Genomic DNA, 24,253 nt, shown 5'->3' on the forward strand with positions numbered 1-24,253 from the left:
TTTATTGCCACTGTTGGTGCTGGGACCAACGTGGATGTGTTGGTTGTGCAAGCCCTGCACTTGTTGCTGGCGTTGATGCTTGTACCTTCACCGGTTCGCCTTTGTGAGGCGGTTTGAGAGCAAGCATCCGCTTTCGGGCGGATAAGGGAAAAGTCATATACTGCTCAGAGTTGTTGGCTGGAAAAGGGGCTGCTAAGAATAGGGCGGTTGAAATGGATATCACCCCTAACTCAAGATAAGGACATCACCATGCCATTACCCCAAGATTGCCCCACACTCCTTGACCCTCAGCGCCTTCAACAAGCACTAGCGCTGCAACAGCAACACGGCGTTACCCATGTCACGCTGAGCTTTGGCGCCAGAAACGGCGGCGCCTATTTTGCCCGCTGGCTACGCTATCAAATCATGCAGCGCAAAGGCTGGCAGCAGGTCAACAGCGTTTATCTTGACACCGAATGCTTAAAAATGGTGCCCGGAACTCAAATCACCGTGGTCGATGCCGCCAGGCCCTGGTTGGTTGGAGTTGCCTCCATGAACGGCGGTTGGAAGGAGTACTATCGCCATGCGGTAGCCACCTCGCAGTGCATGATTTTTGTGGCCACGCCGGAATGGAGCAACTCGCCTTTTTGTAATATGGAGCGCCGCTACTTCATCTATGAAAACGCCCGGCGGCGCCGCCTGAATCTGCCTGCCTTACGAGGTATTGAACTGGCGATGGACGGCCATCACATTAATATTCCAGGGGCCGTCACCATCGAAGCCGCCAAGGAAGATGCCGAGATCCGCTATCAAGAGCGCCACCAGGTCACCCACCGAGCCAACCCCGCAGCAGCGGCCCGTTTCGGGGTAGCCCTAAGGCAGACCGAGTTGCCACAGAACCACAACTTTCGTGGCAACTACACCATCGCCGGCCAGCCACTAATCAAATTGTTTAACCATCTGGCATAACCCCCGAGCCAAAAGCCCCGACTTGCCGAAAGGTAGGTTGGGGCTTTTTTATTGTCATGGAGGTGATTGCGGGCGTATTGAGGGGATTTGTAGACCGGAGGCTTTTGGCTGGAGCTAATGTCTGCACCTTCTCAGATGCGGCTTTGCGAGGCGGTTTAAGGGGGAGGGCGGATCCCAGCAGGGCAGACTCGGTGGGTTGGCTTTAATTGCTGGCTTTTTCTCTTCTTTGAGTTCGGCTAATTGCAGAGGCGCCTCTGCACGCGCCCAGGCAGCTTCGATAAGCTATGGTGAGTGAAACCCTCCCTGGTGGTTGTTTCCGGCTCGGCCATCCAGGCCTCGCGTTCAGGTGCGCGAAAGCAGCGCTTTCGCTTCGACCTTCACCCCACGTTTCGCTTCTTCTTCGCCTCTGGTCGTTTCCGGGGCACCGGTTCATACGCGTGTCCCGGCACGGATGAACCTGCACCTGGGCGGCCCCCTGCCATCCCTGTCTCGGCTACCTCTCCACTTCCGCCAGCTCAGCGCTGCACTTAACGGGCACAAGAGCGGGCAGCTCTGTTTATGGTGCAATTGCTGAAGCTGTCTGCCAAGCCATAACGAAGTTGTATGCTTTTCGGAGCCCCTTTAAGTGGAGCGCCTTACCGCCGGGAGCGTGAGCTGGCGTGAGGCAGGACGCCGAGCGAGCGGAGGACGCGTCGGGAACCGTACGCAGCGGTCAGCGGTAAGCGACCAGAGGTAAGGACGTCGCGTAACGCCGGGGCGGTGCCTTTGGGTACTTTGTGCGAAAACAAAGTACCTCGGCCGCCGGGCCGAGACCCGGCGTGTAGAGGAAACTGACGGTTAAGCTGGTGGATGTCAAAAGAATACGGCGTCAGACGGCGTTAAACTCGGCAGAACAGGCAAAAGAAAACCGGGACAAACCCGGCCTTCCAATCACCAAACCCCAACGCCCGCCAAGGCAAACGAGCCATCACAGCGGCGCAAAATCACTCTCATCCAACCTTTCCAGATTGTCATAAAAATGCGGCAGGGCGGCTTCTACCAATTCGGCTTTTTCGGTATGGGCAACGTTAAAAAGCGCTTCGCCTTCGTGGACCAATGGCAGTGTAGCCTGACCAATCACAATACCGTCAACCGGGCTTTTTATGGCCAGCGGTGTGGTGCCTAAAGGGTCGGTTATGTGGGCAATTACTTCGCTCTTGGCAACGGCGTCACCTAAGTTTTTGCTGGGCAGTAAAATGCCGGAACTGGCCGCTCTTACCCAGCGGCTTTCCTGGGCTATTTGCGGCGTTAAGGCTCGGCTGGGAGCTTTGACGGCAGGCAACATGCCTAAATGGCGCATCACGTTGACCACACCGCGAAGGCCGGCACGGATGGCAAATTCGTCAAAACGCAGTGCTTCACCGGCTTCATACAGCAGTACCGGGCAGCCACTCTCGGCGGCGGTTGCGCGCAAGGAACCGTCGCGCAGCTCGGCATTGAGAATAACCGGCACCCGAAACGCCTTGGCCATGGCCAAGGCCTCGTGGTCATTTAACGAGGTGCGTATTTGCGGCAGGTTGGTGCGGTGTTTGGCACCGGTGTGCAGGTCAATACCGTGGCTGGCGTTGGCCACGATTTCGCTCATAAAGGTATGGGCCAAACGCGAGGTCATGGAGCCTTTGGCAGAGCCTGGAAAAGCGCGGTTAAGGTCGCGCCGGTCAGGCAGATAACGGCTTTTACTGGTGTAGCCATAAACGTTCACCACCGGCACCAAAATTAAGGTGCCGGTGATGCGTTTAACAAAGGAGCTGGTTAACAGACGGCGAATAATTTCCACGCCGTTAATTTCGTCGCCGTGGATAGCGGCGCTAACGAAAAGCGCAGGCCCGGCCTTTTTACCGCGAATAACGGTAACCGGCATGTCCAGCGCGGCGTTGGTGTAGAGCGGCGGAACCGGTAGTTTTATCTCGACTCGGCTGCCGGGTAATACCGTAACGCCGCCTATTTTCATTGGTTAGCCTTTCCCTTTGGTCTTGGTGTTGTTGGGTTTTGCATTCTTCTCAATGTATTCAATGATAGCGCCGCCCACATCAACGCCGGTGGCATTTTCGATGCCTTCCAAACCCGGCGAGCTGTTTACTTCCATGACCAAGGGGCCATGGTTTGAGCGCAGCAGGTCCACACCGGCTACGCCAAGGCCCATAATTTTGGCACTGCGCACGGCGGTGGAGCGCTCTTCTGGCGTAATTTTTATCGACTGGGCGCTGCCGCCGCGGTGCAGGTTAGAACGGAACTCGCCGTCTTTGGCCTGGCGCTGCATGGACGCCACCACTTTGTCGCCCACTACGATGCAGCGGATGTCGGCGCCGCCGGCTTCTTTAATGTATTCCTGCACCAAAAAGCGGCCACCCAGGCTGCGAAAGGCCTCGATGGTGCTTTCTGCGGCTTTTCGCGTTTCAGCCAACACCACACCTTTACCCTGGGTGCTTTCCAAAAGCTTCACTACCAAGGGCGCGCCGCCAACCATTTCAATCAAGTCTTCGGTGGCATTGGTGGAGTGGGCAAAGCCGGTAATGGGCAGGCCGATGCCTTTGCGAGCCAACAGCTGCAAGCTACGAAGCTTGTCGCGCGAGCGGGAAATCGCCACCGATTCGTTAACGCTGTACACGCCCATCATTTCAAACTGGCGCACCACGGCAGTGCCGTAAAAGGTAACCGATGCCCCAATACGCGGAATAACGGCGTCGGGGTTGGCCAGCTCTTTACCGCTGTAGTGCATGCTGGGCCGATGCGAGGCAATGTTCATGTAGCAAAGCAGGTGGTTGAGTACTTGCACTTCATGGCCGCGTTTTTCGGCCGCTTCAACCAAACGCTTGGTTGAATAGAGTTCAGTGTTTCGGGACAGGATGCCGATCTTCATGGTAATTCCCTGATACAGTAGGGGAACGGCAGAAGGGCCTGTGGCCCTGCTGTCAAAAAAGGTGCTGCATCATATAGCAGACCCTGTTTCTAACCTAGTGGATTTCGATGACTTTTTGAACCGGAGCGGTCATGGAAAGCGTGGCAGTATTTTGTGGGTCGAGGTTAGGTACTAACCCCTTGTTTGAAAAGACCGCCATCGCCCTTGGCACCTTAGTGGCTAAGGCGGGGCTGAAATTGGTATACGGCGGCGGCAAGGTAGGGCTTATGGGCGCGGTTGCTGACGCCGCCCTTAGCGCCGGCGGCGAGGTGATAGGTGTTATTCCCCAAGCCTTGATGGATAAAGAAGTGGGCCACAAAGGCCTTAGCGAGCTGCACGTGGTGCGCGACATGCACGAGCGTAAAGCGATGATGGCGCAATTGGCAGACGGTTTTATTTCATTGCCAGGGGGCGCAGGTACCTTGGAAGAGTTTGCCGAAGTCTGGACCTGGGCCATGCTGGGTTATCACCATAAACCCATTGGTTTGTTAAACCTCGACGGCTTTTATACGCCGCTGTTAACCCAGGCCGAACGCTTTGTTGGCGAAGGTTTTTTGGATGAGCGCCACCAGCAAATGCTGATTGTTGAAACCGACCCTGCCAAGATGCTGGCGCGTTTTACAAACTACCAGGCACCGCTTAATAAATGGGGCGCTAAGGCGTCATAAAAAAACGCCCCGGGGGGCGTTTTTTTAACTGGCAGCGGCAACGCTCACCTTTTCAAATAACCGCTCATGCAGGCGCTGAATGGCCAGCGGGCCGTCGCTGGCGTCAACCAGCACACAAAGGTTGTGTGGGCTGGCGCCGTGGCAAATCAGTGGCACATTAATGTTGCCCAAGGCATCAAACACCTCGGCCGCTACTTTCGGGGTGCTATTGAGGTTGTCACCAACCAATGCCACCAGTGCTAACCCTTCTTGTACTTCAACTGTACCCAAGGATTTCAGCTCTTCCAGCACCTGCTGGTCCAGCGCCTGTTCCGAGCCACGCTCATCTAGGGTGAGGGCAATGGAAATTTCTGAGGTGGTCACCAAATCCACAGAAATTTGGTGTTTGGCCAACAGGCTAAAGGCGCGGGCCAAAAAGCCGTAGCTGTAGAGCATTTCTGGGCTGGTGATTTTCAGCAAGGTTTGGTTTTTACGAAGGGCGAGGGCGGCAAAACGTTCGCCACCTGTTACTTCACGGCGAATAACGGTGCCGCCAGAGGCATCCAGGGTTGAACCGATAAACACCGGAATATCGGAACGCATGGCCGGCCACAAGGTTTTGGGGTGCAACACCTTGGCGCCAAAGGTGGCCAGTTCAGCGGCCTGGGCAAATGACAGTTCTGCCAGCGGGTGCGCTTTCGGCGCCAGGCGTGGGTCGGTGGTGTAAAGACCTTTGACGTCGGTCCAAATTTCTACCCAGTCGGCATCGGCAGCCTCGGCCAGTAGCGCCGCCGAATAATCTGAGCCGCCGCGGCCAAGGGTGGTGATATTGCCTTCGCTGTCGGCGCCAACAAAACCTTCGGTTACCAGTATTTCGCCAAGGTGGTCGTTTAGGGCCACTTGTACCTGGGTGCGGGTGTTAGTGATGTCGGGTTCGCCCTGGCCGTACTGGTTATCGGTGGCGATTAAAAAGCGCGCCGGTAGCTGCACTGCCGGCAGGCCCATTTGCCTGAGCCGTTCGGCAAAAAACAGGCTGGAGAAACGTTCACCAAGGGATAACAGCTGGTCGCGCTTTTGCCCTTTACAAGGGCCCGAGGCGTCCAGCTCTTCCATTAAGGTCCAGTAGGTGGCCTTGAGTGCGTCGGGTTCGCCAAGGGCTTCAAAGAAATGCTGCTGACGGTCGCGAATAAGGTTGCGGAAGTTCTCGGCGGTATCGGGATCTTTGGCTTGGCAAAGGCCAACTAAAGCATTGGTTACACCGGCAGCGGCGCTGACCACAACAATTCGAGATTCGCTTTGATTGGCAACCAGTTGGGCGCTGCGGCCCTGGGCATCGTAATCAGCAACGGAAGTGCCGCCAAATTTAAGCACGCGGCTAGCGGGGATGTTCATAGCTCTCCTTGAGTTCAAGCAAAGAGAGCGCCTGGGACCGGCAGACAAAGAAGAAAAGACTGCTTGTACCAGAAGCGCTCCACCTACAGGTGACAGTCAACAGGATTCAACCTGACTAACCGATGACTGGGCGCGCCCCCGCGCTTGGTCATCTCGGCGTTTGCCCCCTGGCCAGCTGTCTTAGGGAAAGGGCCCCTCTTGCTGGTTACCTGGAAAACGCACCTCTTCTGGTCCTAAAAATTTTTAAGGACGGCGGCAGTCTTCCAGAATGCGCCGTTAACGTCAAGTCTGATGAGTTGGCTTATTGGCTGTCTTCTGGCGGCAGTTCGGTTTGCGGCTCTGGTGTGGCCAAAGGCCAGCCGCCAAGCTGCTGCCAGCGATTAACGATAAGGCAAAATAGCTGCGCGGTGCGCTCGGCATCGTAGTCGGCGGCGTGGGCTTCGGCGTTATTAAAATCAAGGCCGGCGGTTACGCAGGCTTTTGCCAGCACCGTTTGCCCCAAGGCCAAGGCGGCCATGGTGGTGGTATCAAAGCTGACAAAGGGGTGGAAAGGCGAGCGCTTGAGATTAACCCTTTCAATGGCCGCATTTAAAAAGCCCAAGTCAAAGGCGGCGTTGTGGCCCACCAAAATGGCCCTTTGGCAGTCATTTGCCTTCATTTCCTTGCGCACCGCTTTGAATAAATCTTTTAAGGCATCCCCTTCGTCGATTGCCAGGCGCAATGGGTGCCAGGGGTCGGTAATACCGGTAAATTTCAGCGCTGCCTCTTCAAGGTTGGCGCCTTCAAAGGGCAAAACGTTGTGGAACAGGGTTTGTTTAACGAAAAAATGGCCGTTTTCGTCTACATCTATGAGGGTGGCAGCAATTTGCAGCAAGGCATCGGTTTTGGCATTAAACCCGGCCGTCTCCACATCGATAATGACAGGGTAGAAACCGCGAAAACGCTGACTGAGAAGTGTGGACATGAAATACTGTGACTGATGGCCGGGGGGTCATTATGACAAAAGCAGACAAAACCCTAAAGTTACAAAAACACCTGCCGAAAAAGGTCAGAGGTAGGGGAGAGTCTATGCTGTCCAAGTCTTTCAACATTGCTGTAGCTGCCGCCTTGGTATCACTGGCACTCCGTCCGGAGCCAGTGGATGCGGGTGTGCGCTATTACGCAGCGAGCCTGGGGCAATCACAGTGGCATGTTACAGCGTCAAACCCGCTGCAGTGCCGATTGGAACACCGTATCCCCGATTACGGTGTGGCGGTTTTCACGTCGAAAGCCAGCCGTAAGGAAAACCTGCTTTTTGCGCTCAACGTCAAAGATGCGCCCCGTCAACAAACGGTGGCCAAGCTTGCCAGTGTGCCGCCGTCGTGGCAGCCGGGGCTAAAAGCCGAACAGTTGGGCACGGTACCCTTGTATCCGCGTTTTCCGGCCGAGGTAACCAATGACCGTGCCTGGAGCATGCTGTCAGAGCTCGACGCTGGCCGTTTCCCAACCCTGACCTATCCTGATCGCCTGGGCCACAACAAGGTGTCGGTTGCGCTGTCGTCCAGTAACTTTAAGCAAAGTTATCAAGCCTTTATGAGCTGTCTTGGTGGCTTGTTGCCGGTGAGCTTTGACGACATTGCCTTCTCGGTGCTGCACTATAAGAAAAATTCGTCTGACCTGACCGACGAGTCGGCAAAACGCTTAGAACTGATTGGCGAGTACCTGCAGAACGACAAGCAGTTTGCCGCTATTAATGTGGCGGCCTATTCGGATTCCTATGGCGGTCGCTGGACCAACGAAGAGCTGTCTAAAAAGCGGGCCAAAGCCATTAAAGCCTATTTAGTGGCGAAGGGCTTACCGGCCGACAAAATCGATACCGAAGGCTACGGTGAGCGCCGCCATATTGCCTCAAATAACACCGAGGAAGGGCGCGAGCTGAACCGGCGAGTGGTGCTACGTATCAAGCGCTAACAAAAAAGGCACCTTCGGGTGCCTTTTTTCATGGTAAAGCGATTAGCCTGCAAGGCCTTTGCCTGCATCTTTTTTAGCAATAAATTCAATTTTGTAGCCGTCTGGGTCTTCAACAAAGGCAATCACGGTGGTGCCGCCTTTTACCGGGCCCGGCTCACGGGTCACCTTGCCACCTTTGCTACGCACCTCTTCACACAAGGCGTAGATATCGTCGGCTTCAATGGCGATATGGCCATAACCTTCGCCAAGATCGTAGCTTGCTACGCCCCAGTTGTAGGTTAGTTCAATCACGGTGTGGTCGATTTCGTCGCCGTAGCCAACGAAAGCCAGGGTGTATTTGTACTCGGTGTTCTCGGACTGGCGAAGCAGTTTCATGCCGAGTACGTCGGTGTAGAAGGCGATAGACTTGTCCAAATCGCCGACCCTAAGCATGGTGTGTAACAGTCGCATTGCTCACCTCGTTGTTATATTTCGGTTTTATCTTTGAATTCACAAAGATCTTCGATGATGCATGAGCCGCAGCGAGGCTTGCGGGCTATGCAGGTGTAGCGGCCGTGCAGTATTAACCAGTGGTGCACGTCCACTTTAAATTCCTTGGGTACCACTTTTTCGAGCTTGTCTTCTACGGCGCGCACGTCTTTGCCTGGGGCAAATTTGCTGCGGTTAGAGACCCTGAAAATATGGGTGTCTACGGCAATGGTTGGCCAGCCAAAGGCGGTGTTCAAAACCACATTGGCCGTTTTGCGGCCAACGCCAGGCAGGGCTTCCAGTGCCTCGCGGCTTTCTGGCACTTCACCATTATGTTCATCCAGCAAGATGCGGCACATCTTGTGAACGTTCTCGGCCTTGGCATTAAAAAGGCCAATGGTCTTGATATAGCTTTTGAGGCCATCGACACCCAAGTCCCAAATGGCTTGTGGGGTATTGGCCACCGGAAATAGCTTGGCGGTTGCTTTATTTACCCCCACATCGGTGGCCTGCGCCGACAGCGTTACCGCCACCAGCAGCTCAAAGGGGCTGGAAAAATTAAGCTCGGTGGTGGGGTGCGGGTTGGCATCCCTGAGCCTGGTTAGTATTTCAATGCGTTTTTGCTGATTCATCAGTCTGCGGTGGTTACCCGAACCCGCTGCGCCTTGGCAACGGGAGCGGCAACTTTCTTCCTGTCTCGTAGCTGGTCAATCACCTTTTTAAGGGCAATCAGAAAGCCCATGCCGATAAAGGCGCCCGGTGGCAGCAAGGCGATTAAAAACTTGGTGTCGATATGAAACACCTCGATGCGCAGGCCCTTGGCCCAGGCCCCCAATAATTGGTCGGCACCGTCAAACAAGGTGCCTTGGCCAATAACTTCACGAAGGCCGCCGAGTACTGCCAGCACCGCCATGGAGCCCAGGCCCATCATTAAGCCGTCAAGGGCCGCCAGGCCAACGGTGTTTTTGGAAGCAAAAGCTTCGGCTCGGCCCATGATCACGCAATTGGTCACAATCAGTGGAATAAAAATCCCCAGCGATTGGTAAAGGCCGTAGGCAAAGGCGGTGATGATCAGCTGCACCGCAGTAACGAAGGCGGCGATGATCATTACAAAGACCGCCATCCTGATCTCTTTGGGCACAAAGTTACGCACCAATGACACCGTAACGTTAGAGGCCACCAATACCACCAAAGTGGCCAGGCCAAGGCCAAGGGCGTTGGTTAAGGTGTTAGTAACGGCAAGCAGCGGGCAAAGGCCCAGCAGTTGCACCAGGCCTGGGTTATTGGTCCACAGGCCCTGACGGATGATCTCTTTTACCTGGCTCATTGTGCTTCTCCACATTGGCTGGGTGCGGCGAAGATCTCGTCGCGGTGAAGGCGAAAGTACTCAACGGTGCGGCCCACGGCCTTAACTACAGCGCGGGGAGTGATAGTAGCACCGGTAAACTGGTCAAACTGGCCGCCATCTTTTTTTACCGCCCAAGCAGGGTCGCTAGGCCCGGTGGGTGACTTACCGGTAAATTCATCCAGCCAGTGGGTTTTACGGCGCTCTATTTTATCACCAAGCCCCGGGGTTTCCTGCTCGGCCAATACGTCCACACCCATAATGGTGCCGTCGGGGTAATGCATGGCAACGATTAGTGAAATAGCGCCGTTGTAACCGTCAGGGGCAATGGTTTCCAGCGCTGCTGCCACCGGTTTTCCCCCTTTACGGGCCCTAAATGCCGGCTGCGGGTCGTGGCTGCCAAGGTACGGAGCATTGGTCAGCAAGGTGCAGTCGTGATAGAGGTCGTTATCGTGGGCGGTTTTGGGGATCATTGAATTCAAGATAGCCAGGCGCTGATTTTCCTGCTGCTGGGCAATACGGCTCTTGGTCAGCTGGTAGGTACCCACCAAAATTGCGGTGCAAATGAATGCAAAAATACCGAGGATAAGCCCGTTTTTGCGGGCGGCGGATAACATCATGATTTCGATCCCTCCCCGAAGCTTGATGGCCGGGTGTAGTTATCCAGCAAGGGAGCAGCCATGTTAGCCAGCAACACCGAAAATGCGATGGCATCGGGGTAACCACCAAACACACGGATAAAGTAAGTCAGCACGCCAATCATGAGCCCGAAAATAAGGCGCCCCTTGGGCGAGGTTGCAGCGGTAACCGGATCGGTGGCAATGAAAAATGCGCCAAACATCGCCGCGCCGCTAAACACATGAAAAAGCGGCGAACCGTTGGTGTCGGGGTGAATGGCATAGCCGATAAGCGCACAGACGAAAAGCCCGCCCAAGACGCCAGCCGGGATCTGCCAGCTGATCACGCCGCGCCAAAGCAAAAACAGCCCACCGACTAAAAAGCCGACGTTGACCCAGTTCCAGCCCAGGCCACCGAAGCTGGCAAAAAGCGGTGTTTGCATCACCTCAGTGGTGGTTTTGCCGTTCTTAATATCGGTTTTTAAAGTATCCAGCGGCGTTGCCTGGCTGACGCCATCCGGGCTGATGCTGAGCTGGTGCGCAGCAAAACCGTCTTTGGTGTAACCGCTGAGGGTTAGGCTTAGGCTGTCGGCAAAGCTGGGTACGTGCTCGGCCAATGACTTGGGAGGCAGCCAGTTGGTCATCTGCACCGGAAACGACACCAGCAGCAGTACATAAGCGGCCATGGCCGGGTTAAAGAGGTTTTGGCCAATACCGCCGTAAAGCTGCTTGGCTACCAAAATGGCGAACACCGAACCGATAACCAGCAGCCACCAAGGCGCGGTGGGCGGCAGCGCCAGTGCCAGCAAAATGGCGGTTAATAGCGCTGAACTGTCGGTCAGTTGCCAAAGGCTTTTGCGGCGCAAAATCAAAATCAAGGCTTCAGTTAACAAGGTAGCGGCGCTACAGAGCACAAGATTGATCAGCACCCCATAACCAAAGAATAAGGTCAGGGCGATAATGCCGGGCACGGTGGCGTAGGCCACCAAGCGCATCACTTGGCCGGTACTGCGGCGCTTATGGGTATGGGGAGAGCTGGCAATACCTAACATCAATCCTGACCTTCTTGGGCTTTTTTCTTGGCTTTCGCCAGGGCAATGGCCTTAGCCACTGCGGCTTTCTTGCGCTCGGCCTCGGTTTCAGGCGCTGCTGCTGGCTGAGTGTCTGCTACCGCGGTGTTGTCAGCCGGGGCGGCATCTGGCGTAGCGCTGGCAGTATCACTGCTGGTCTGGCCTTTAGCCGCGGCTTTCTTTGCCTTGGCGCGAGCAATGGCGGCAGCAACGGCGGCTTTTTTGCGGTCGGCCTCGGTTGCAGGCGCTGCTGCTGGCTGAGTGTCTTCTACCGCGGAGTCGTCAGCCGGGGCGGCATCTGGCGTATCACTGCTGGCTTGGCCGTTAGCCGCGGCTTTTTTTGCCTTGGCGCGAGCAATGGCGGCGGCAACGGCGGCTTTTTTGCGGTCGGCCTCGGTTGCAGGCGCTGCTTCTGGCTGAGTGTCTTCTACCGCGGTGCTATCAGCCGGGGCGGCATCTTGCGTATCACTGCTGGCCTGGCCGTTAGCCGCGGCTTTTTTTGCTTTAGCGCGGGCAATGGCAGCAGCAATGGCGGCTTTCTTGCGGTCGGCCTCGGTTTCAGGCGCTGCTTCTACCGCAGTGTTGTCGGCCGGGGCGGCATCAGGCGTAGCGCTGGTGTCATCGCTGGCTTGGCCGTTAGCCGCGGCTTTCTTTGCCTTGGCGCGAGCAATGGCGGCGGCAACGGCGGCTTTTTTGGCATCGTCCGGTGCCGGGGCTTTGGTTTCGGCATTGACTGAGTCAGCTGCTGTATCGCTCTCGGTGGCGGCCTTTTTCGCTTTGGCGCGGGCAATGGCCGCTGCCACGGCTGAGGCTTTATCTTCTGCCGTGGCCTCTGGCTGCTGCGCCTTTTTCTCGCGCGCCTGGCGTTTGCGTTCTTCACGTAGCCGCGCCATTTCGCTGTTATCGGGCAGCAACTGGCCTTTCTCCAGGTGAGCGCCGGCTTCGGCGGTTTGTTGCGCTTTGGCAATGTCCGCGTCTTTTTGGGCTTTTACCCGGGCAAGAGCCGCGGCAACGGCGTCGTTGGCTTTCGGCTGCTCGCTGCGTTCGGCCATCGCTGCTTTACGGCGTTCGGTGGCTTCCTGATGGCGCGCTTCGCGTTCGGCTTTGTCCCGCTCCAGGCGCTCTTTCCGGGCTTCAAAGCGTTCGCGGGCTTTGTCAGACTTTCGGGCATCTTCCTGGGCGCTGCGGATCTCGGCCTTGGCAACCCGGTAATACTGCACCAGCGGTATTTGTGACGGGCAGACAAAGGCGCAGGCGCCACACTCGATACAGGCCGAGAGTTTGTATTCTTCCAGCTTGTCGGCGTCTTGGGCTTTGGCATACCAATAAAGCTGCTGGGGCAACAGTTCTGCCGGGCACACCTCGGCGCATTCGCCGCAACGAATGCAGTTCATTTCCCGCCCGGCGGGTTTGAGTTCTTTTTTGTTCGGCAATAGCAGGCAGTTAACGGTTTTGGTTACCGGCGCGGCGGGGTCATTTAAGGTAAAGCCCATCATCGGGCCACCAATAATGAGCCGCTGCTTCTTTTCGGCTTTAAAGCCGCATGCGGCCAATACATGACGAATAGGCGTGCCGATAGGCAGCCAGTAGTTGCCGGGTTTGGCGACTTGCTGGCCGGTAACGGTGACCACCCGTTTAATCAGCGGCTCGCCAAGCACAATGGCGCGATAGGCGGCGTAGGCGGTGCCGACATTTTGCACTACCAAGCCCAGGTCGGCCGGAATACCACCGGCCGGTACTTCTTCGCCTGCCAGCAGTTTAATCAGCTGTTTTTCAGCGCCGGAAGGGTACTTGGTGGGCACCACTTTCATGGTGACGTCATCAAGGCCTTCTATCACCGCTTCAAGGGCGGAAATGGCTTCCGGTTTATTGTCTTCAATACCGATAACCACGGTTTGGGCACCAACAATACGCGCCATCAGCCTGGCACCGGCAACAACGTTTTCCGGCTCTTCGCGCAGTAAGCAATCGTCGCTGGTGATGTAGGGCTCACATTCGGCGGCGTTGATCACCAAGGCATCAATAGTGCGGCCACTACCCAGTTTTACGCCGGTGGGAAAACCGGCGCCGCCCATGCCGCTAAGGCCGGCATTTTTTAGCGCTTTAAGTAGCTCTGCCGGGTCGGCCTCAAACGGGGCATTAATGGGGTGTTTCTCGGCCCACTGGTTTTGGCCATCGGGTTTAATGACCACCGCTTTATCCCAAAGGCCTGAGGCATGGGTTAAAGGACGGTTTTCAATGCTGATAACGGTGCCAGAGGTTGGCGCATGAACCGGCACGCCCATCACCGATAGTGCCTTGGAAAGCGGCTGGCCCTTTAAAACGCGGTCATTGGCTTTGACCAGCACTTCCCCCATTTCGCCTAAATGTTGACGAAGGGGCACCACCAGTTCTTCGGCCAGCGGCAGCTTACCGATGGGTTTGTTGTTAGACAGACTTTTATATTCCGGCGGGTGAATACCGCCGTGAAAATCAAAAACCTGGTCGCTAGACAGGCGCTCGAGCAAGGTCAACATCAGGCACCTTCCTCCGGCGCGAGTTCTTTTACAGGAATGGCGTTGAGCTGCCACTTCCAGTTTTGCACCGTGGTTTGTACCGGGCGCATTTCAATGCAGTCAACCGGGCAGGGGTCAACACAGAGATCGCAGCCGGTGCATTCGCTTTTTATGACGGTGTGCATGTGTTTGGCGCTGCCAAGGATGGCGTCGACCGGGCAGGCCTGAATGCACTTGGTGCAGCCAATACATTCGTCTTCGCGGATAAAGGCGACCTTCTTTACCGCTTCTTCGCCGTGGGCGGCATCTAAAGGCTTGGCTTCAACCCCCATTAGGTTAGAGAGTTTGTCGATGGTGGCCTGACCACCAGGTGGGCACTTATTGATATCGTCGCCGCCGGCAATGGCCTCGGCATAGGGACGACAGCCTGGATAGCCGCATTGGCCACATTGGGTTTGCGGCAAAATAGCGTCGATTTGGTCGACAATGGGGTCGGCTTCCACCTTGAACAGCACCGAGGCTAGCCCAAGAATAATACCGAACACCAACGCCAAGGCGGCGAGGGCAAGAATGGCGTAAAGGATCGTCATAACTACAGCTTAACGAGACCGGTAAAGCCCATAAAGGCCAAAGACATCAGGCCGGCGGTGATCATGGCAATGGCCGGCCCCTTAAACGGCACCGGTACATCGGCAGCAGCCAAACGTTCACGCATGGCTGCAAAGAGTACCAGCACCAGCGAAAACCCGACCGCAGCGCCAAAACCATAAATAAGAGACTGCATCAGGCTGTGATTTTCGTTGATGTTTAACAGCGCCACACCCAGCACCGCACAGTTGGTGGTAATGAGTGGCAGAAAGATCCCCAGCACGCGATAGAGCATCGGGCTGGTTTTTTGCACCACCATTTCCGTAAATTGCACCACCACCGCAATCACCAAAATAAATGACAGGGTGCGCAGGTAACCAATACCCAGCGGCTCCAATAAATAGGTGTTAACCAAGTAGCTAGACACCGAAGCTAATGTCAGCACAAAGGTGGTGGCCAAAGACATGCCAATGGCGCTTTCTAATTTGCTGGACACGCCCATAAAGGGGCAGAGCCCGAGAAACTTCACTAAAACGAAGTTATTGACCAGCACTGTGCCTATCAATAGCAACAAATAATCGCCCATGGGTGGCTAGGTCCCCTTCGGCCAAAGTAGAATCAGCGGCTTATTATCGTGTTTTGTCCTCCCCTTAACAACAGGGGGTCTGTGGGGTTTTTATGCCTTTGTTGGCTTTAGTGATGGCCATGGCGCTTTGGGCCAGCACCTTTGTGGTGCTCAAGGTGGTGTTTGTAGAGGTCTCGCCGCTGTGGGTGATTTGTGCCCGGATGTGGATCGCGGCCCTGGCATTGCTGGCCATGTATCGCTTTTGGGGCAAGGCACATTACCAAAAAGGCGACTGGCGGCTATTCGCGGCCATGTCGCTGGCCGAGCCCTGCCTATACTTTGTGTTTGAGGCAAAAGCGCTTACCTATACCTCGGCTGGCCAGGCGGGCATGATAACCGCCGTACTGCCACTATTAACGGTGGGCGGGGCAGTATTGCTATTAAAAGAAAAAGCCTCAACCCGACTTTGGGCCGGTTTAGCCTTGGCGTTAGTGGGCGTGATTTGGCTCAGCGCCAGTGGCCAGCGGTCGGCCGAGGCGCCCAATCCGGTGTTGGGTAACAGCCTTGAATTTGGTGCCATGGTTTGCGCCACCATTTATACCTTGTCGCTAAAGCGGCTTTCCCACCGTTACTCACCGCTGTGGCTAACTGCCATGCAGGCCATTACCGGCGCCTTGTTCTTTTTGCCGATGGCATTGGTGAGTGCGCCGCTGCCAACCCAGCTCAGCAGCCAATCAATTTGGGCAATGGTGTACTTGGGCTTAGGAGTCACCCTGGGGGCCTATGGCCTTTATAACTTCGCCATGACCCGGCTACCGGCAGCGCGGGTGGCCGCTTTTGTGAATTTAATTCCGCTGTTTTCGCTGCTGATGGCGATGTTGCTGCTGGATGAGCGCCTAAACCTTTGGCAGATGGCCGCCTGTGCCTTGGTGCTGGCCGGGGTGATGCTAAGCCAGGAAAAAAGCGAAAAGGCCGCCGAGCTTGCATGAAAAAACGCCGCTAAAGCGGCGTTTTTTATTGGCTGTTTTCCCGTGGGCCAAAAGGCACCGGCCTTGCCAAGAAGTAACCTTGCAGGCCATCTAAACGCAGCTCGGTCAGCACTAAGCGCTCTTCGGCGTTTTCAACATTTTCTGCCAGCACTTTTACCCCCAGCCGGTGGGCGATATCCACCAAAATGCGCAGGTAATACTGGCCGTCGCTATCTTGGTCGATATCGCGGCTAAGGGCGGCATCCACTTTTACAAAATCGGGCTTAAGGGCTTTAAAGAAACGAATGGCGCCAAGGCCGGTGCCAAAACGTTCGATGGTGATGCGACAAGCCAGTTTATGTAAAAGCTCGATAAAACGCTGGCTGGCGCCCACCTGGCGAATAAGCCCGGCTTCTGGCACCTCGAACACCAAGCTGCGCGTAAGTTGCGGGTTGGCCAGTAGCCGCCTTTCCAGCCAAATCACAAAGTGTGGGTCTTGCACCGACAGGGCGTTGAGGTTAATGGCATAAAGTGACTGCCCCAAGGGTTTATCTGCCAGCTCTGTTAGCGCCTTTTCTAAGACTAATTTATCAAGCTGCTGAATAAGACCGAGCCGTTCGGCCATGGCCATTACCGAAGCGGTAGGTAGCAGGCGGCCTTCTTTGTCGTGGCAGCGGGCCAAAATTTCGGTGTAATGCAACTGATGGCGGTTAATCCCTTGTACCGGTTGTGCCAGCAGGGTGAGGCCCTGGCCGGTGAGCAAGTACTGGATATGTTCGCGCCATTGCTGCTGGGTTCGCTGCTCAAGGGACTTATTGCTGCCAAGGCCACTGTCTACATACCAGCCGGGCTGACCTTGTGCCATGGCCAATGAAAGCGCGGTATCGGCCTGAGAAAGGGCGGTGCCAAGCTCGGCGTCTTTAAAGAGTGCGCCGCCAATGTATACCGGTAACTGCTCTTTAGATTGCGCCCTAAGGGCCATTAATTCGGCCATCATGTGCTGGGCAAATTGGTCCAGTTCCCCTAATTCGCCGGTGCTGATGAGCACCACAAAATCGCTGCCGGAAATACGAAAGCTACGTGGCTTTTGGCGTTTACCGGTTTGGCGTTTGAGTATTTGTGCCAAATCTTTGAGGTATTGGTCGCCAACCGCATAGCCGTCATCGTCGTTTAGCGCTCTAAGGGCGGTGGCTCTTATCACCAAAATACCCAGGGTATGGCCATTGTCGACCAGGCGTTTGAGTAGCTCGTTGAGGGCGCGGCGATTGGGCAGGCCAGTTAAAGGATCGCTTTGTACTTGCTGGCTAAGGGCTTTTATTAAACGCTGCTGCTCCGACGTTTGCCGCAGCAGCTGGGCGCGGGTTTCAACAAGGGCGGCGAGGGTGCCGTCAAAGGCGCTAATTGCTAGGTGTTCGGGGTAGGTTTCGCCGTCTTGCAAGTGGTCAATCAGCGTGGTGAGTTGGGTATCGACTTCGGCCAAATACTGGTTAAAACGGTGTTTTTGCCAGAGCCACAAAATGGCAGCAGCGATGGGAATAACCAAGCTCAGTAATAGCCAGCCACTTTGGGCATAAAGGGTAAAGAGGGCGTAGACAGAACCAGCAAAAGCAACAGCAGCCAGCCTAAAAGTGCAATAACGCTAACAGGTGCTGTCAAAGGGGGGCTGTGTTTCATTGTTATGGCGCTCTCCGATGTCTGCGCGGTACCTACTCTTGACAGCTAAAGTCGGTACATTCCTAGGGGCAAAGTCCAGATCTACCTTATAAGCGGCGTTTTTTCCATCTTAGGGGCGAAAAATCTATCTGTCTTCGCTGCTGGTTTGAGGCGGCTGGCGCGCAGCGTGGCTAACGGGTTTTGCACTATTAAAATAGTGCGACGTGTTTGGGGAGGCTTTGCCTGTGACATGGCTGGCACGTCGCCTTAAAAAACAAAAGGCCAGCTTGCGCTGACCTTTTTTTAAATTGGCTCCCCGACTGGACTTAACGGGGCCGCCGAGGCCTGTGACATGGCTGGCACGTCGACTTAAAAAATAAAAAGGCCAGCTTGCGCTGACCTTTTTATATTGGCTCCCCCGACTGGACTTAACGGGGCTGACGAGGCCAGTAACATGGCTGGCACGTCGCCTTAAAAAACAAAAGGCCAGCTTGCGCTGACCTTTTTAAATTGGCTCCCCCGACTGGACTTAACGGGGCCGCCGAGGCCAGTGACATGGCTGGCACGTCGCCTTAAAAAAACAAAAGGCCAGCTTGCGCTGACCTTTTTAAATTGGCTCCCCGACTGGACTTGAACCAGTGACATACGGATTAACAGTCCGCCGTTCTACCGACTGAACTACGGGGAATAAATTGTCTCGCTGACGCGACTAAATTGGCTCCCCGACTGGACTTGAACCAGTGACATACGGATTAACAGTCCGCCGTTCTACCGACTGAACTACGGGGGAATAAATTGTTTGCCCTAAGGCGGCTTACCGGCTTGGCCCATAAGCGTGTTGATTCTGGCTCCCCCGACTGGACTTGAACCAGTGACATACGGATTAACAGTCCGCCGTTCTACCGACTGAACTACGGGGGAGCAACGGTGGCGAATGTTATCCATGGCCCCGGGAGCTGTCAACACTAAAGATAGTTCTAAGGGTCTAATTGCTTGCCTTTTGGACAAGATGGTGGGCTGTTAAGCAAAAAGCCTTTTCACTGATGGTTTTGTCACCGGAAGTTGGTCAGTTTCGTTACAAAGACAGCAATTTTAGAGCGCGATCTGGCTACACGCCAGAGGCCACGGGGGCTGGATTTAGTTATCCACTTTTTCTGTGGATAACTCTGTGGCTAAAAGCGCATGCGCCAAGTTTGACGCGGCTTTGCTTAGAATTTGCGAAAAAAACGCGCTTTCGGCTTGTTCTCTATATGTTTTATAAAATCAATAAGTTAAGAGGTAAGTAATTTTCTTACAGCGGCTGATTTTGTTAATTGTGACAAAGCTGTAATCAAAGTGCTAGGGTGTGAATTACCCGACTAAATTAGTCAAAAAAACACTGGACACCGTGCTTTTTTTCGAGCATGGGAATGAATGTTCACAGGTCGCTATGTAACAAAGCGCGAAAAAGCGGTTAAACATGGTCGTTTACCGCTAAGGGGCGTAAACTTGCCGCTTTGTTAGGTTCTAGTTCGGATTTTCAGTCATGGCGCGCGCAGCTCATGATCTGTTGCAAGGGGATATTAAAGTCACTCTGCGGCAGATGACCGTTTCTCTGATATGGGGAATGGCGACCATGATGACTTTCAACCTGGTCGATACCCTTTTTGTCAGTCGTCTCGGCACCCATCCGCTGGCTGCCATCAGTTTTACATTTCCGGTCAGCTTTACGCTGGTGAGTTTAACCATTGGCTTAGGTATTGGCACGTCAGCAGTGATAGGCCATGCCCTGGGGCGCCGTCAAGCCGACACTGCCAAGCATCAAAGTAACGCCGCCATCTGGCTGGGGGTGTTGCTGGTGGCCGTGCTGGCGTTGCTGGCATGGTTACTGGAAGACGTGATTTTCAACGCCTTAGGCGCCAGTGCGCCGCAGCGCCTGTTAATTGCCAAATACATGCATGTTTGGTTTGCTGGCAGCCCAATGCTGGCGATCCCGATGATCGCCAATTCCGTTATGCGCGCCAATGGCGATACCCGTACCCCAGCCGTTTTATGATTTTGGGGGCATTATCAATGCGGTTATGGACCCGTTACTGATTTTTGGCCTGGGGCCCTTTCCGCGCATGGAATTAGCCGGTGCTGCTTTGGCAACCGTACTGGCTTGGGCCGGCGGCTCCTTGGGGGTGCTGTTTTTACTGTATAAAAGACAATTGGCCGCCTTTTGCTGGCCGGGCCGGGAAATGGTGCGCCACTGGCGCGCTTTGTTAGTGATTGGCCTGCCCGCTGCCGGCGCCAATATGATGACCCCGCTTGCCATGGCAGCATTAACGGCGATGGTAGCCCGCTTCGGCCCAACAGCGGTAGCGGCTTACGGTGTGGGTTCACGGCTAGAATCGTTATCCACCATGGTGGTGTTGGCACTGTCGATGAGTTTGCCGCCTTTTATTAGTCAAAATATGGGGGCAGGGCAATACGAACGGGTGCGTGAAGCCTACCGTACTGTGGTGCGCTTTGTGCTTGGCTGGCAGGGCTTTTTGTACTTACTGCTGTTGGCGCTGGCCTTTCCCATCAGCTGGGTTTTTGGTAAGGATCCCAAGGTGGCGGAGCTTATCCGGCTCTTTATTTTTATTGTGCCACTGGGCTATGGCTTGCAGGGGGTGGTGATCCTCACCAATTCCTCTTTTAATGCCATTCACCAGCCCGCTAAAGCCTTGAGTATGTCCGTTATCCGCTTTTTTGTTGCCGCGGTACCCTTGGCCTATTTAGGCGGCTGGCTGTGGGGATTGCCTGGCTTTTTTGGCGGCGTGGTGCTGGCTAACCTTATTACCGCCACAGTGGCCTATCGTTGGTTTACCAGGGAGACAGCGTGAGCAAAGATTTTATTCTGCATTCAGGCTACGAGCCCGCGGGCGACCAACCCAATGCCATCGCGCAGTTGGTTGAGGGTTTAGAGGCGGGGCTTGCCCATCAAACCTTGTTGGGGGTTACCGGCTCAGGCAAAACCTTCACCATGGCCAATGTGATTAAACAAATGGGCCGTCCCACCATCGTAATGGCGCCCAATAAAACCTTGGCGGCCCAGCTTTATGGCGAGATGAAAGCGTTTTTTCCTGAAAACGCCGTGGAATATTTTGTTTCTTATTACGATTACTACCAACCGGAAGCCTATGTACCGGCGTCGGATACCTTTATTGAAAAAGATGCTTCGATAAACGACCACATCGAGCAAATGCGGCTGTCGGCCACTAAGGCTTTGATGGAGCGTCGTGATGTGGTGATCGTCGCTTCTGTTTCCGCTATCTACGGCTTGGGCGACCCACAAAGCTACTTGTCGATGATGCTGCATGTCCGCCAAGGCGACATTATTGACCAGCGCGACATGCTGCGGCGTTTAGCCGAACTGCAATACACCCGCAATGAGGTGGCGTTTTCCCGCGGCACTTACCGGGTGCGAGGTGAAGTGATTGATATTCACCCGGCAGAAAGTGATGAAGAAGCGGTGCGCATCGAGTTATTTGACGACGAGGTTGAACGCATCAGCACCTTCGACCCCTTAACCGGACAGGTGCTAAGAACCAATCTTGGCCGTATTACGGTGTACCCGAAAACCCATTACGTAACCCCCCGTGAAAAGGTGCTAGAAGCGGTTGAGAACATTAAGGTGGAACTCAAAGGCCGCCTGGCTGATCTGCGCACAAGCAGCAAGCTGGTTGAAGAACAGCGCCTCGCTCAGCGCACCCAGTTTGACATCGAGATGATGGTAGAGCTGGGCTATTGCTCCGGCATTGAAAACTATTCGCGCTATTTGTCTGGCCGAAACCCCGGTGAGCCGCCGCCAACCTTACTGGATTACTTGCCGCCAGATGGCTTGATGATCATCGACGAGTCGCACGTGACGGTGTCGCAAATTGGCGCCATGTATAAGGGTGACCGTTCGCGCAAGGAAACCTTGGTCGAATACGGTTTTCGGTTGCCGTCGGCCCTTGATAACCGGCCCCTTAAATTCGAAGAATTTGAGGCCATAGCTCCGCAAACGGTTTATGTGTCGGCAACGCCAGGCAAATACGAGCTGGAACGTTCCGGCAGCGACATTGCCGAGCAGGTGGTGCGGCCAACCGGGCTGTTAGATCCGGTGGTGGAAGTGCGGCCGGTGGCGACGCAGGTTGACGATGTATTGTCGGAAATTGGCAAACGTACCGCCATTAACGAGCGCGTACTGATCACTACCCTGACCAAGAAAATGGCCGAGGATCTGACCGAATACCTTAATGAACACGGGGTGCGGGTGCGATATTTGCACTCCGATGTCGACACTGTTGAGCGGGTTGAGATCATTCGTGACCTGCGGCTGGGCAAGTTTGACGTGCTGGTGGGTATCAACTTGCTGCGTGAAGGCTTGGACATGCCAGAAGTGTCATTGGTGGCCATTTTTGATGCCGACAAAGAAGGCTTTTTACGCTCTGACCGCTCGCTGATTCAGACCATTGGCCGGGCGGCACGTAACCTTAATGGCCGCGCCATTTTGTATGCCGACGCCATTACCGGCTCGATGAAAAGAGCGATGGATGAAACGGCGCGGCGCCGTGAAAAACAAGAAGCCTTTAACCTTGAACATGGCATTGTACCCAAGGCCTTGAACAAGAAAGTGGCCGACATTCTGCAGCTAGGTGATAAAGCGGATGAGAACGGTAAGGGCAAAGGTAAGGCGAAAGGCCGTAAAGACAGCGCCCACTTGGATGCCAAAACCTTGGCCAGTGAAATGGAAAGGTTGGAAAAGCAAATGTACCAGCATGCGCAGAATTTGGAATTTGAAGAAGCAGCCGCTCTTAGAGACCAGCTGTCGCAAATGGGCGAGCAGCTAAAATCACTGTGATAAAAGGCGGCGTTATGCCGCCTTTTTTAAAACCCTAACTCGCTGGAATAGTAGTAAAGGGCCAGCATCACCACAATGAAGAGTATTAAGGTCAACGCCTGCCAGAATCTTTTCATAGATAAGCCTCCCCCAACTTTCCCCTAAGCTAAAGCTTAATCGCTTATTTGTTAATCGTTTTTTTAGTGGGCAATTTTTGCTTAATAAAAAACAGTTTGCTGGCGTTTGGCAATAAAAAAGGCCCCAAAAGGGGCCTTTTTCGTTGTGGAAGCGATTAGTCCGCTGAGTCGTAAGTGCGAGACACATTCAGGATATCGGTGCCAGCCAAAGACTCGGCCAAGCTGTCCTGTTGAGCCAAGGTCTTCAGCACGGTGCCGTAATAAAGGGCGTTAGAGCCTGAGAGGTTATCGTCACGCTGCGCTTGGAACAGGGCATTTTCAGAACCAGAGAACAGGTTCACGGTGACGCTGCCATCGGCTAAAGCAGAGGCGCTAATAATGGTGCTACCTGAGCTGTCTACCGCTTGGGGCAGTACCACTTCATCGCTGGCAGTACCAATAACTTGCATCGCCACATACTTGGTGCCGCTGTATGCCGAAACGATGGTGCGCTGATAGTCAAACTCGCTGGAATCGGCGCCGCCAATATCCACGCAGGCGTAACTGGCGGTGGTGCAGCTGGTACTGATGCTGGGGTCGGCATCAGAAAGGTTAAGGTCGCCCAGCAGGCTAACATCAACACCGGCGTCAGGTGAGCTAATGGCGGCCTGACGGTCGATATCCCAATTTACGTAACTACCCGCAGCTTTGTAATACCAAGTGGCATCAGCCAGGGTGTCGGCATAACCAAATTCGGTATCGCTGGAAGCCAGGGTCTGCCAGTCATAGATGGCGCTGTCGTTGAGTACCTTCAGTGAAGCACTGTCGGTGGCATCGGCATCGTCAAAGCTAATGGCAGGGGTTTGGTCGAGTTGTTCAAGGTCAACACCGGAACAACTGGTGGATTTGCTACAAAGATCGCTGTACTTGATGAAGGCGTAACCAACCATGTCTGATGCGGTACCGGTATCAGCATCGTAGTCAGCGTAGGCGGTTACCAACAACGGATGATCTTTATAAATGGTCATCGTCAGCTGGGTGTTACTGGCGGTGGTGGTGACATCGTCATAACCGTTATCCAGCTTGTAAATGGCCGGGGCGGTGGTGAATACATCGGAATCAATGTTGATGTTCATGTAGCCGCTGCTACTGGTTGATTCACTGTAGGTGCCAGAGATGCAGTCGCCGCTGGTATCGGAACTGGCAACGGCCATGGTCATTGAGCTGAGCATGGACGCGGTAATGGCGGTCACGTTGTAAGTGGTAAAGGCCTGGCCCGCCGTGGTGGTGGTTATCCCTAAATAACCGTCGGTGGGAATATCCGCTTCCGGCACTTTGACGGTGCCGTCGTCATTGACGGTAAGGGTTTCAGAAAGACTGCCGTCGGCATTATATAACGCAACGGTCGGGTCACTGACTTCGGTTGCGTAGTAATAGTAGTAATCACCGTCGTCATCCGTGCTGCTGGTCTTGTAATAGACCTGGCACTTATCGGAATTGGTGTTAGTAAGGGTGTCTTGTTGCAGGGTGACCAACTGCAGGGTGTAGCTAGGGCCACTGGAGCTGCTATCACTGCCACCACCGCCACCACAGGCGGCTAACAGCATGGACAGTGCAGCAGGTACAAGCATTCGGCTGATTTTGTTCGGCATGGGCAAGGTC

21 protein-coding genes, 3 tRNA genes and 1 riboswitch are annotated in these 24,253 nt (G+C 54.7%); of the genes, 7 read left to right on the forward strand and 17 right to left on the reverse strand.

The annotated features are described in order from the left end of the window. Positions 1-249: 249 nt before the first annotated feature. The gene (locus tag DW350_RS06515) at positions 250-948 is read left to right on the forward strand and encodes a toll/interleukin-1 receptor domain-containing protein (RefSeq protein ID WP_115718102.1); all 699 of its coding nucleotides are present in this window, start codon (positions 250-252) and stop codon (positions 946-948) included. 967 nt (positions 949-1,915) lie between these two features. On the opposite strand, the gene DW350_RS06520 is transcribed toward DW350_RS06515, so the two are convergent. Together DW350_RS06520 and rimK are read right to left on the reverse strand one after the other, a co-directional pair. Beyond that, positions 1,916-2,938 carry a succinylglutamate desuccinylase/aspartoacylase family protein gene (locus DW350_RS06520; protein ID WP_115718103.1) on the reverse strand — a complete coding sequence of 341 codons (1,023 nt, stop codon included), beginning with the start codon at positions 2,936-2,938 and terminating at the stop codon, positions 1,916-1,918. A 3-nt stretch (positions 2,939-2,941) separates the two neighbouring features. Next, a complete protein-coding gene (gene rimK / locus DW350_RS06525) occupies positions 2,942-3,847 on the reverse strand; it encodes a 30S ribosomal protein S6--L-glutamate ligase (protein WP_115718104.1) in 906 nt (301 codons plus the stop codon). A 131-nt stretch (positions 3,848-3,978) separates the two neighbouring features. Here rimK and DW350_RS06530 point away from each other — a divergent pair, with 131 nt between their 5' ends. Beyond that, positions 3,979-4,554 carry an LOG family protein gene (locus tag DW350_RS06530; protein ID WP_115718105.1) on the forward strand — a complete coding sequence of 192 codons (576 nt, stop codon included), beginning with the start codon at positions 3,979-3,981 and terminating at the stop codon, positions 4,552-4,554. 24 nt (positions 4,555-4,578) lie between these two features. Here the strand turns inward: DW350_RS06530 and lysC are convergent, their stop codons facing one another. Together lysC and rnt are read right to left on the reverse strand one after the other, a co-directional pair. Further along, complete coding sequence (gene lysC / locus DW350_RS06535) at positions 4,579-5,925, reverse strand: lysine-sensitive aspartokinase 3 (protein ID WP_115718106.1); 1,347 nt, start codon at positions 5,923-5,925, stop codon at positions 4,579-4,581. A 64-nt stretch (positions 5,926-5,989) separates the two neighbouring features. Continuing rightward, positions 5,990-6,160, reverse strand: a riboswitch (Lysine riboswitch). 66 nt (positions 6,161-6,226) lie between these two features. Then, the gene (gene rnt, locus DW350_RS06540; protein ID WP_115718107.1) at positions 6,227-6,889 is read right to left on the reverse strand and encodes a ribonuclease T; all 663 of its coding nucleotides are present in this window, start codon (positions 6,887-6,889) and stop codon (positions 6,227-6,229) included. Between the two features lie 104 nt (positions 6,890-6,993). Here rnt and DW350_RS06545 point away from each other — a divergent pair, with 104 nt between their 5' ends. Further along, entirely contained in the window at positions 6,994-7,875 is an 882-nt protein-coding gene (locus DW350_RS06545) for a flagellar protein MotY (RefSeq protein WP_192954835.1), read from the forward strand. Between the two features lie 42 nt (positions 7,876-7,917). Here DW350_RS06545 and gloA read toward each other — a convergent pair whose 3' ends face one another. Genes gloA through rsxA form a run of 8 tightly spaced genes read right to left on the reverse strand, consistent with a single transcriptional unit; the run spans position 7,918 to position 15,044 of the window. Next, positions 7,918-8,325 carry a lactoylglutathione lyase gene (gloA, locus tag DW350_RS06550; RefSeq protein ID WP_115718109.1) on the reverse strand — a complete coding sequence of 136 codons (408 nt, stop codon included), beginning with the start codon at positions 8,323-8,325 and terminating at the stop codon, positions 7,918-7,920. A gap of 14 nt (positions 8,326-8,339) precedes the next feature. Beyond that, positions 8,340-8,975 (reverse strand): endonuclease III, encoded by a 636-nt coding sequence (gene nth / locus DW350_RS06555; protein WP_115718110.1) that lies wholly within the window; start codon positions 8,973-8,975, stop codon positions 8,340-8,342. Then, on the reverse strand, positions 8,975-9,670 hold the full coding sequence (locus DW350_RS06560; RefSeq protein WP_115718111.1) for an electron transport complex subunit E: 696 nt from the start codon (positions 9,668-9,670) through the stop codon (positions 8,975-8,977). Before DW350_RS06560 ends, nth begins: the two co-directional genes overlap by 1 nt. Further along, positions 9,667-10,308, reverse strand: a complete 642-nt coding sequence (rsxG, locus tag DW350_RS06565) for an electron transport complex subunit RsxG (protein WP_336406980.1) — start codon at positions 10,306-10,308, stop codon at positions 9,667-9,669. Before rsxG ends, DW350_RS06560 begins: the two co-directional genes overlap by 4 nt. Further along, positions 10,305-11,357: an electron transport complex subunit RsxD gene (rsxD, locus tag DW350_RS06570; protein ID WP_192954836.1), complete on the reverse strand. Its 1,053-nt coding sequence runs from the start codon at positions 11,355-11,357 to the stop codon at positions 10,305-10,307. The genes rsxG and rsxD overlap by 4 nt, the downstream gene beginning before the upstream one ends. Then, positions 11,357-13,891, reverse strand: a complete 2,535-nt coding sequence (gene rsxC, locus DW350_RS06575; protein ID WP_115718113.1) for an electron transport complex subunit RsxC — start codon at positions 13,889-13,891, stop codon at positions 11,357-11,359. The genes rsxD and rsxC overlap by 1 nt, the downstream gene beginning before the upstream one ends. Beyond that, entirely contained in the window at positions 13,891-14,460 is a 570-nt protein-coding gene (gene rsxB, locus DW350_RS06580) for an electron transport complex subunit RsxB (RefSeq protein WP_115718114.1), read from the reverse strand. The genes rsxC and rsxB overlap by 1 nt, the downstream gene beginning before the upstream one ends. Positions 14,461-14,462: 2 nt before the next feature. Beyond that, positions 14,463-15,044, reverse strand: coding sequence for an electron transport complex subunit RsxA (gene rsxA / locus DW350_RS06585; protein ID WP_115718115.1), 582 nt, complete (start codon positions 15,042-15,044; stop codon positions 14,463-14,465). A 92-nt stretch (positions 15,045-15,136) separates the two neighbouring features. On the opposite strand from rsxA, the gene DW350_RS06590 reads away from it, so the two are divergent. Further along, positions 15,137-16,012 carry a DMT family transporter gene (locus DW350_RS06590; RefSeq protein ID WP_115718116.1) on the forward strand — a complete coding sequence of 292 codons (876 nt, stop codon included), beginning with the start codon at positions 15,137-15,139 and terminating at the stop codon, positions 16,010-16,012. 25 nt (positions 16,013-16,037) lie between these two features. On the opposite strand, the gene DW350_RS06595 is transcribed toward DW350_RS06590, so the two are convergent. The 4 genes from DW350_RS06595 to DW350_RS06610 all read right to left on the reverse strand — a co-directional run bounded on the left by DW350_RS06595 (position 16,038) and on the right by DW350_RS06610 (position 18,565). Next, positions 16,038-17,534, reverse strand: a complete 1,497-nt coding sequence (locus tag DW350_RS06595; protein WP_115718117.1) for an EAL domain-containing protein — start codon at positions 17,532-17,534, stop codon at positions 16,038-16,040. Positions 17,535-18,257: 723 nt separating this feature from the next. Next, positions 18,258-18,331 (reverse strand) — tRNA-Asn (locus DW350_RS06600). Between the two features lie 28 nt (positions 18,332-18,359). After that, positions 18,360-18,434 (reverse strand) — tRNA-Asn (locus DW350_RS06605). A 55-nt stretch (positions 18,435-18,489) separates the two neighbouring features. After that, positions 18,490-18,565, reverse strand: a tRNA-Asn gene (locus DW350_RS06610). 604 nt (positions 18,566-19,169) lie between these two features. On the opposite strand from DW350_RS06610, the gene DW350_RS19805 reads away from it, so the two are divergent. Genes DW350_RS19805 through uvrB form a run of 3 tightly spaced genes read left to right on the forward strand, consistent with a single transcriptional unit; the run spans position 19,170 to position 22,496 of the window. Beyond that, the gene (locus tag DW350_RS19805) at positions 19,170-19,679 is read left to right on the forward strand and encodes an MATE family efflux transporter (RefSeq protein WP_336406981.1); all 510 of its coding nucleotides are present in this window, start codon (positions 19,170-19,172) and stop codon (positions 19,677-19,679) included. Then, positions 19,648-20,493: an MATE family efflux transporter gene (locus tag DW350_RS19810; RefSeq protein WP_336406982.1), complete on the forward strand. Its 846-nt coding sequence runs from the start codon at positions 19,648-19,650 to the stop codon at positions 20,491-20,493. The genes DW350_RS19805 and DW350_RS19810 overlap by 32 nt, the downstream gene beginning before the upstream one ends. Further along, positions 20,490-22,496, forward strand: coding sequence for an excinuclease ABC subunit UvrB (gene uvrB, locus DW350_RS06620; protein WP_115718118.1), 2,007 nt, complete (start codon positions 20,490-20,492; stop codon positions 22,494-22,496). The genes DW350_RS19810 and uvrB overlap by 4 nt, the downstream gene beginning before the upstream one ends. 271 nt (positions 22,497-22,767) lie before the next feature. Here uvrB and DW350_RS06625 read toward each other — a convergent pair whose 3' ends face one another. Continuing rightward, positions 22,768-24,243 (reverse strand): hypothetical protein, encoded by a 1,476-nt coding sequence (locus DW350_RS06625; RefSeq protein WP_115718119.1) that lies wholly within the window; start codon positions 24,241-24,243, stop codon positions 22,768-22,770. Positions 24,244-24,253: the final 10 nt, after the last annotated feature.

The organism is Gallaecimonas mangrovi (genome assembly GCF_003367375.1).
Taxonomy (GTDB): domain Bacteria; phylum Pseudomonadota; class Gammaproteobacteria; order Enterobacterales; family Gallaecimonadaceae; genus Gallaecimonas; species Gallaecimonas mangrovi.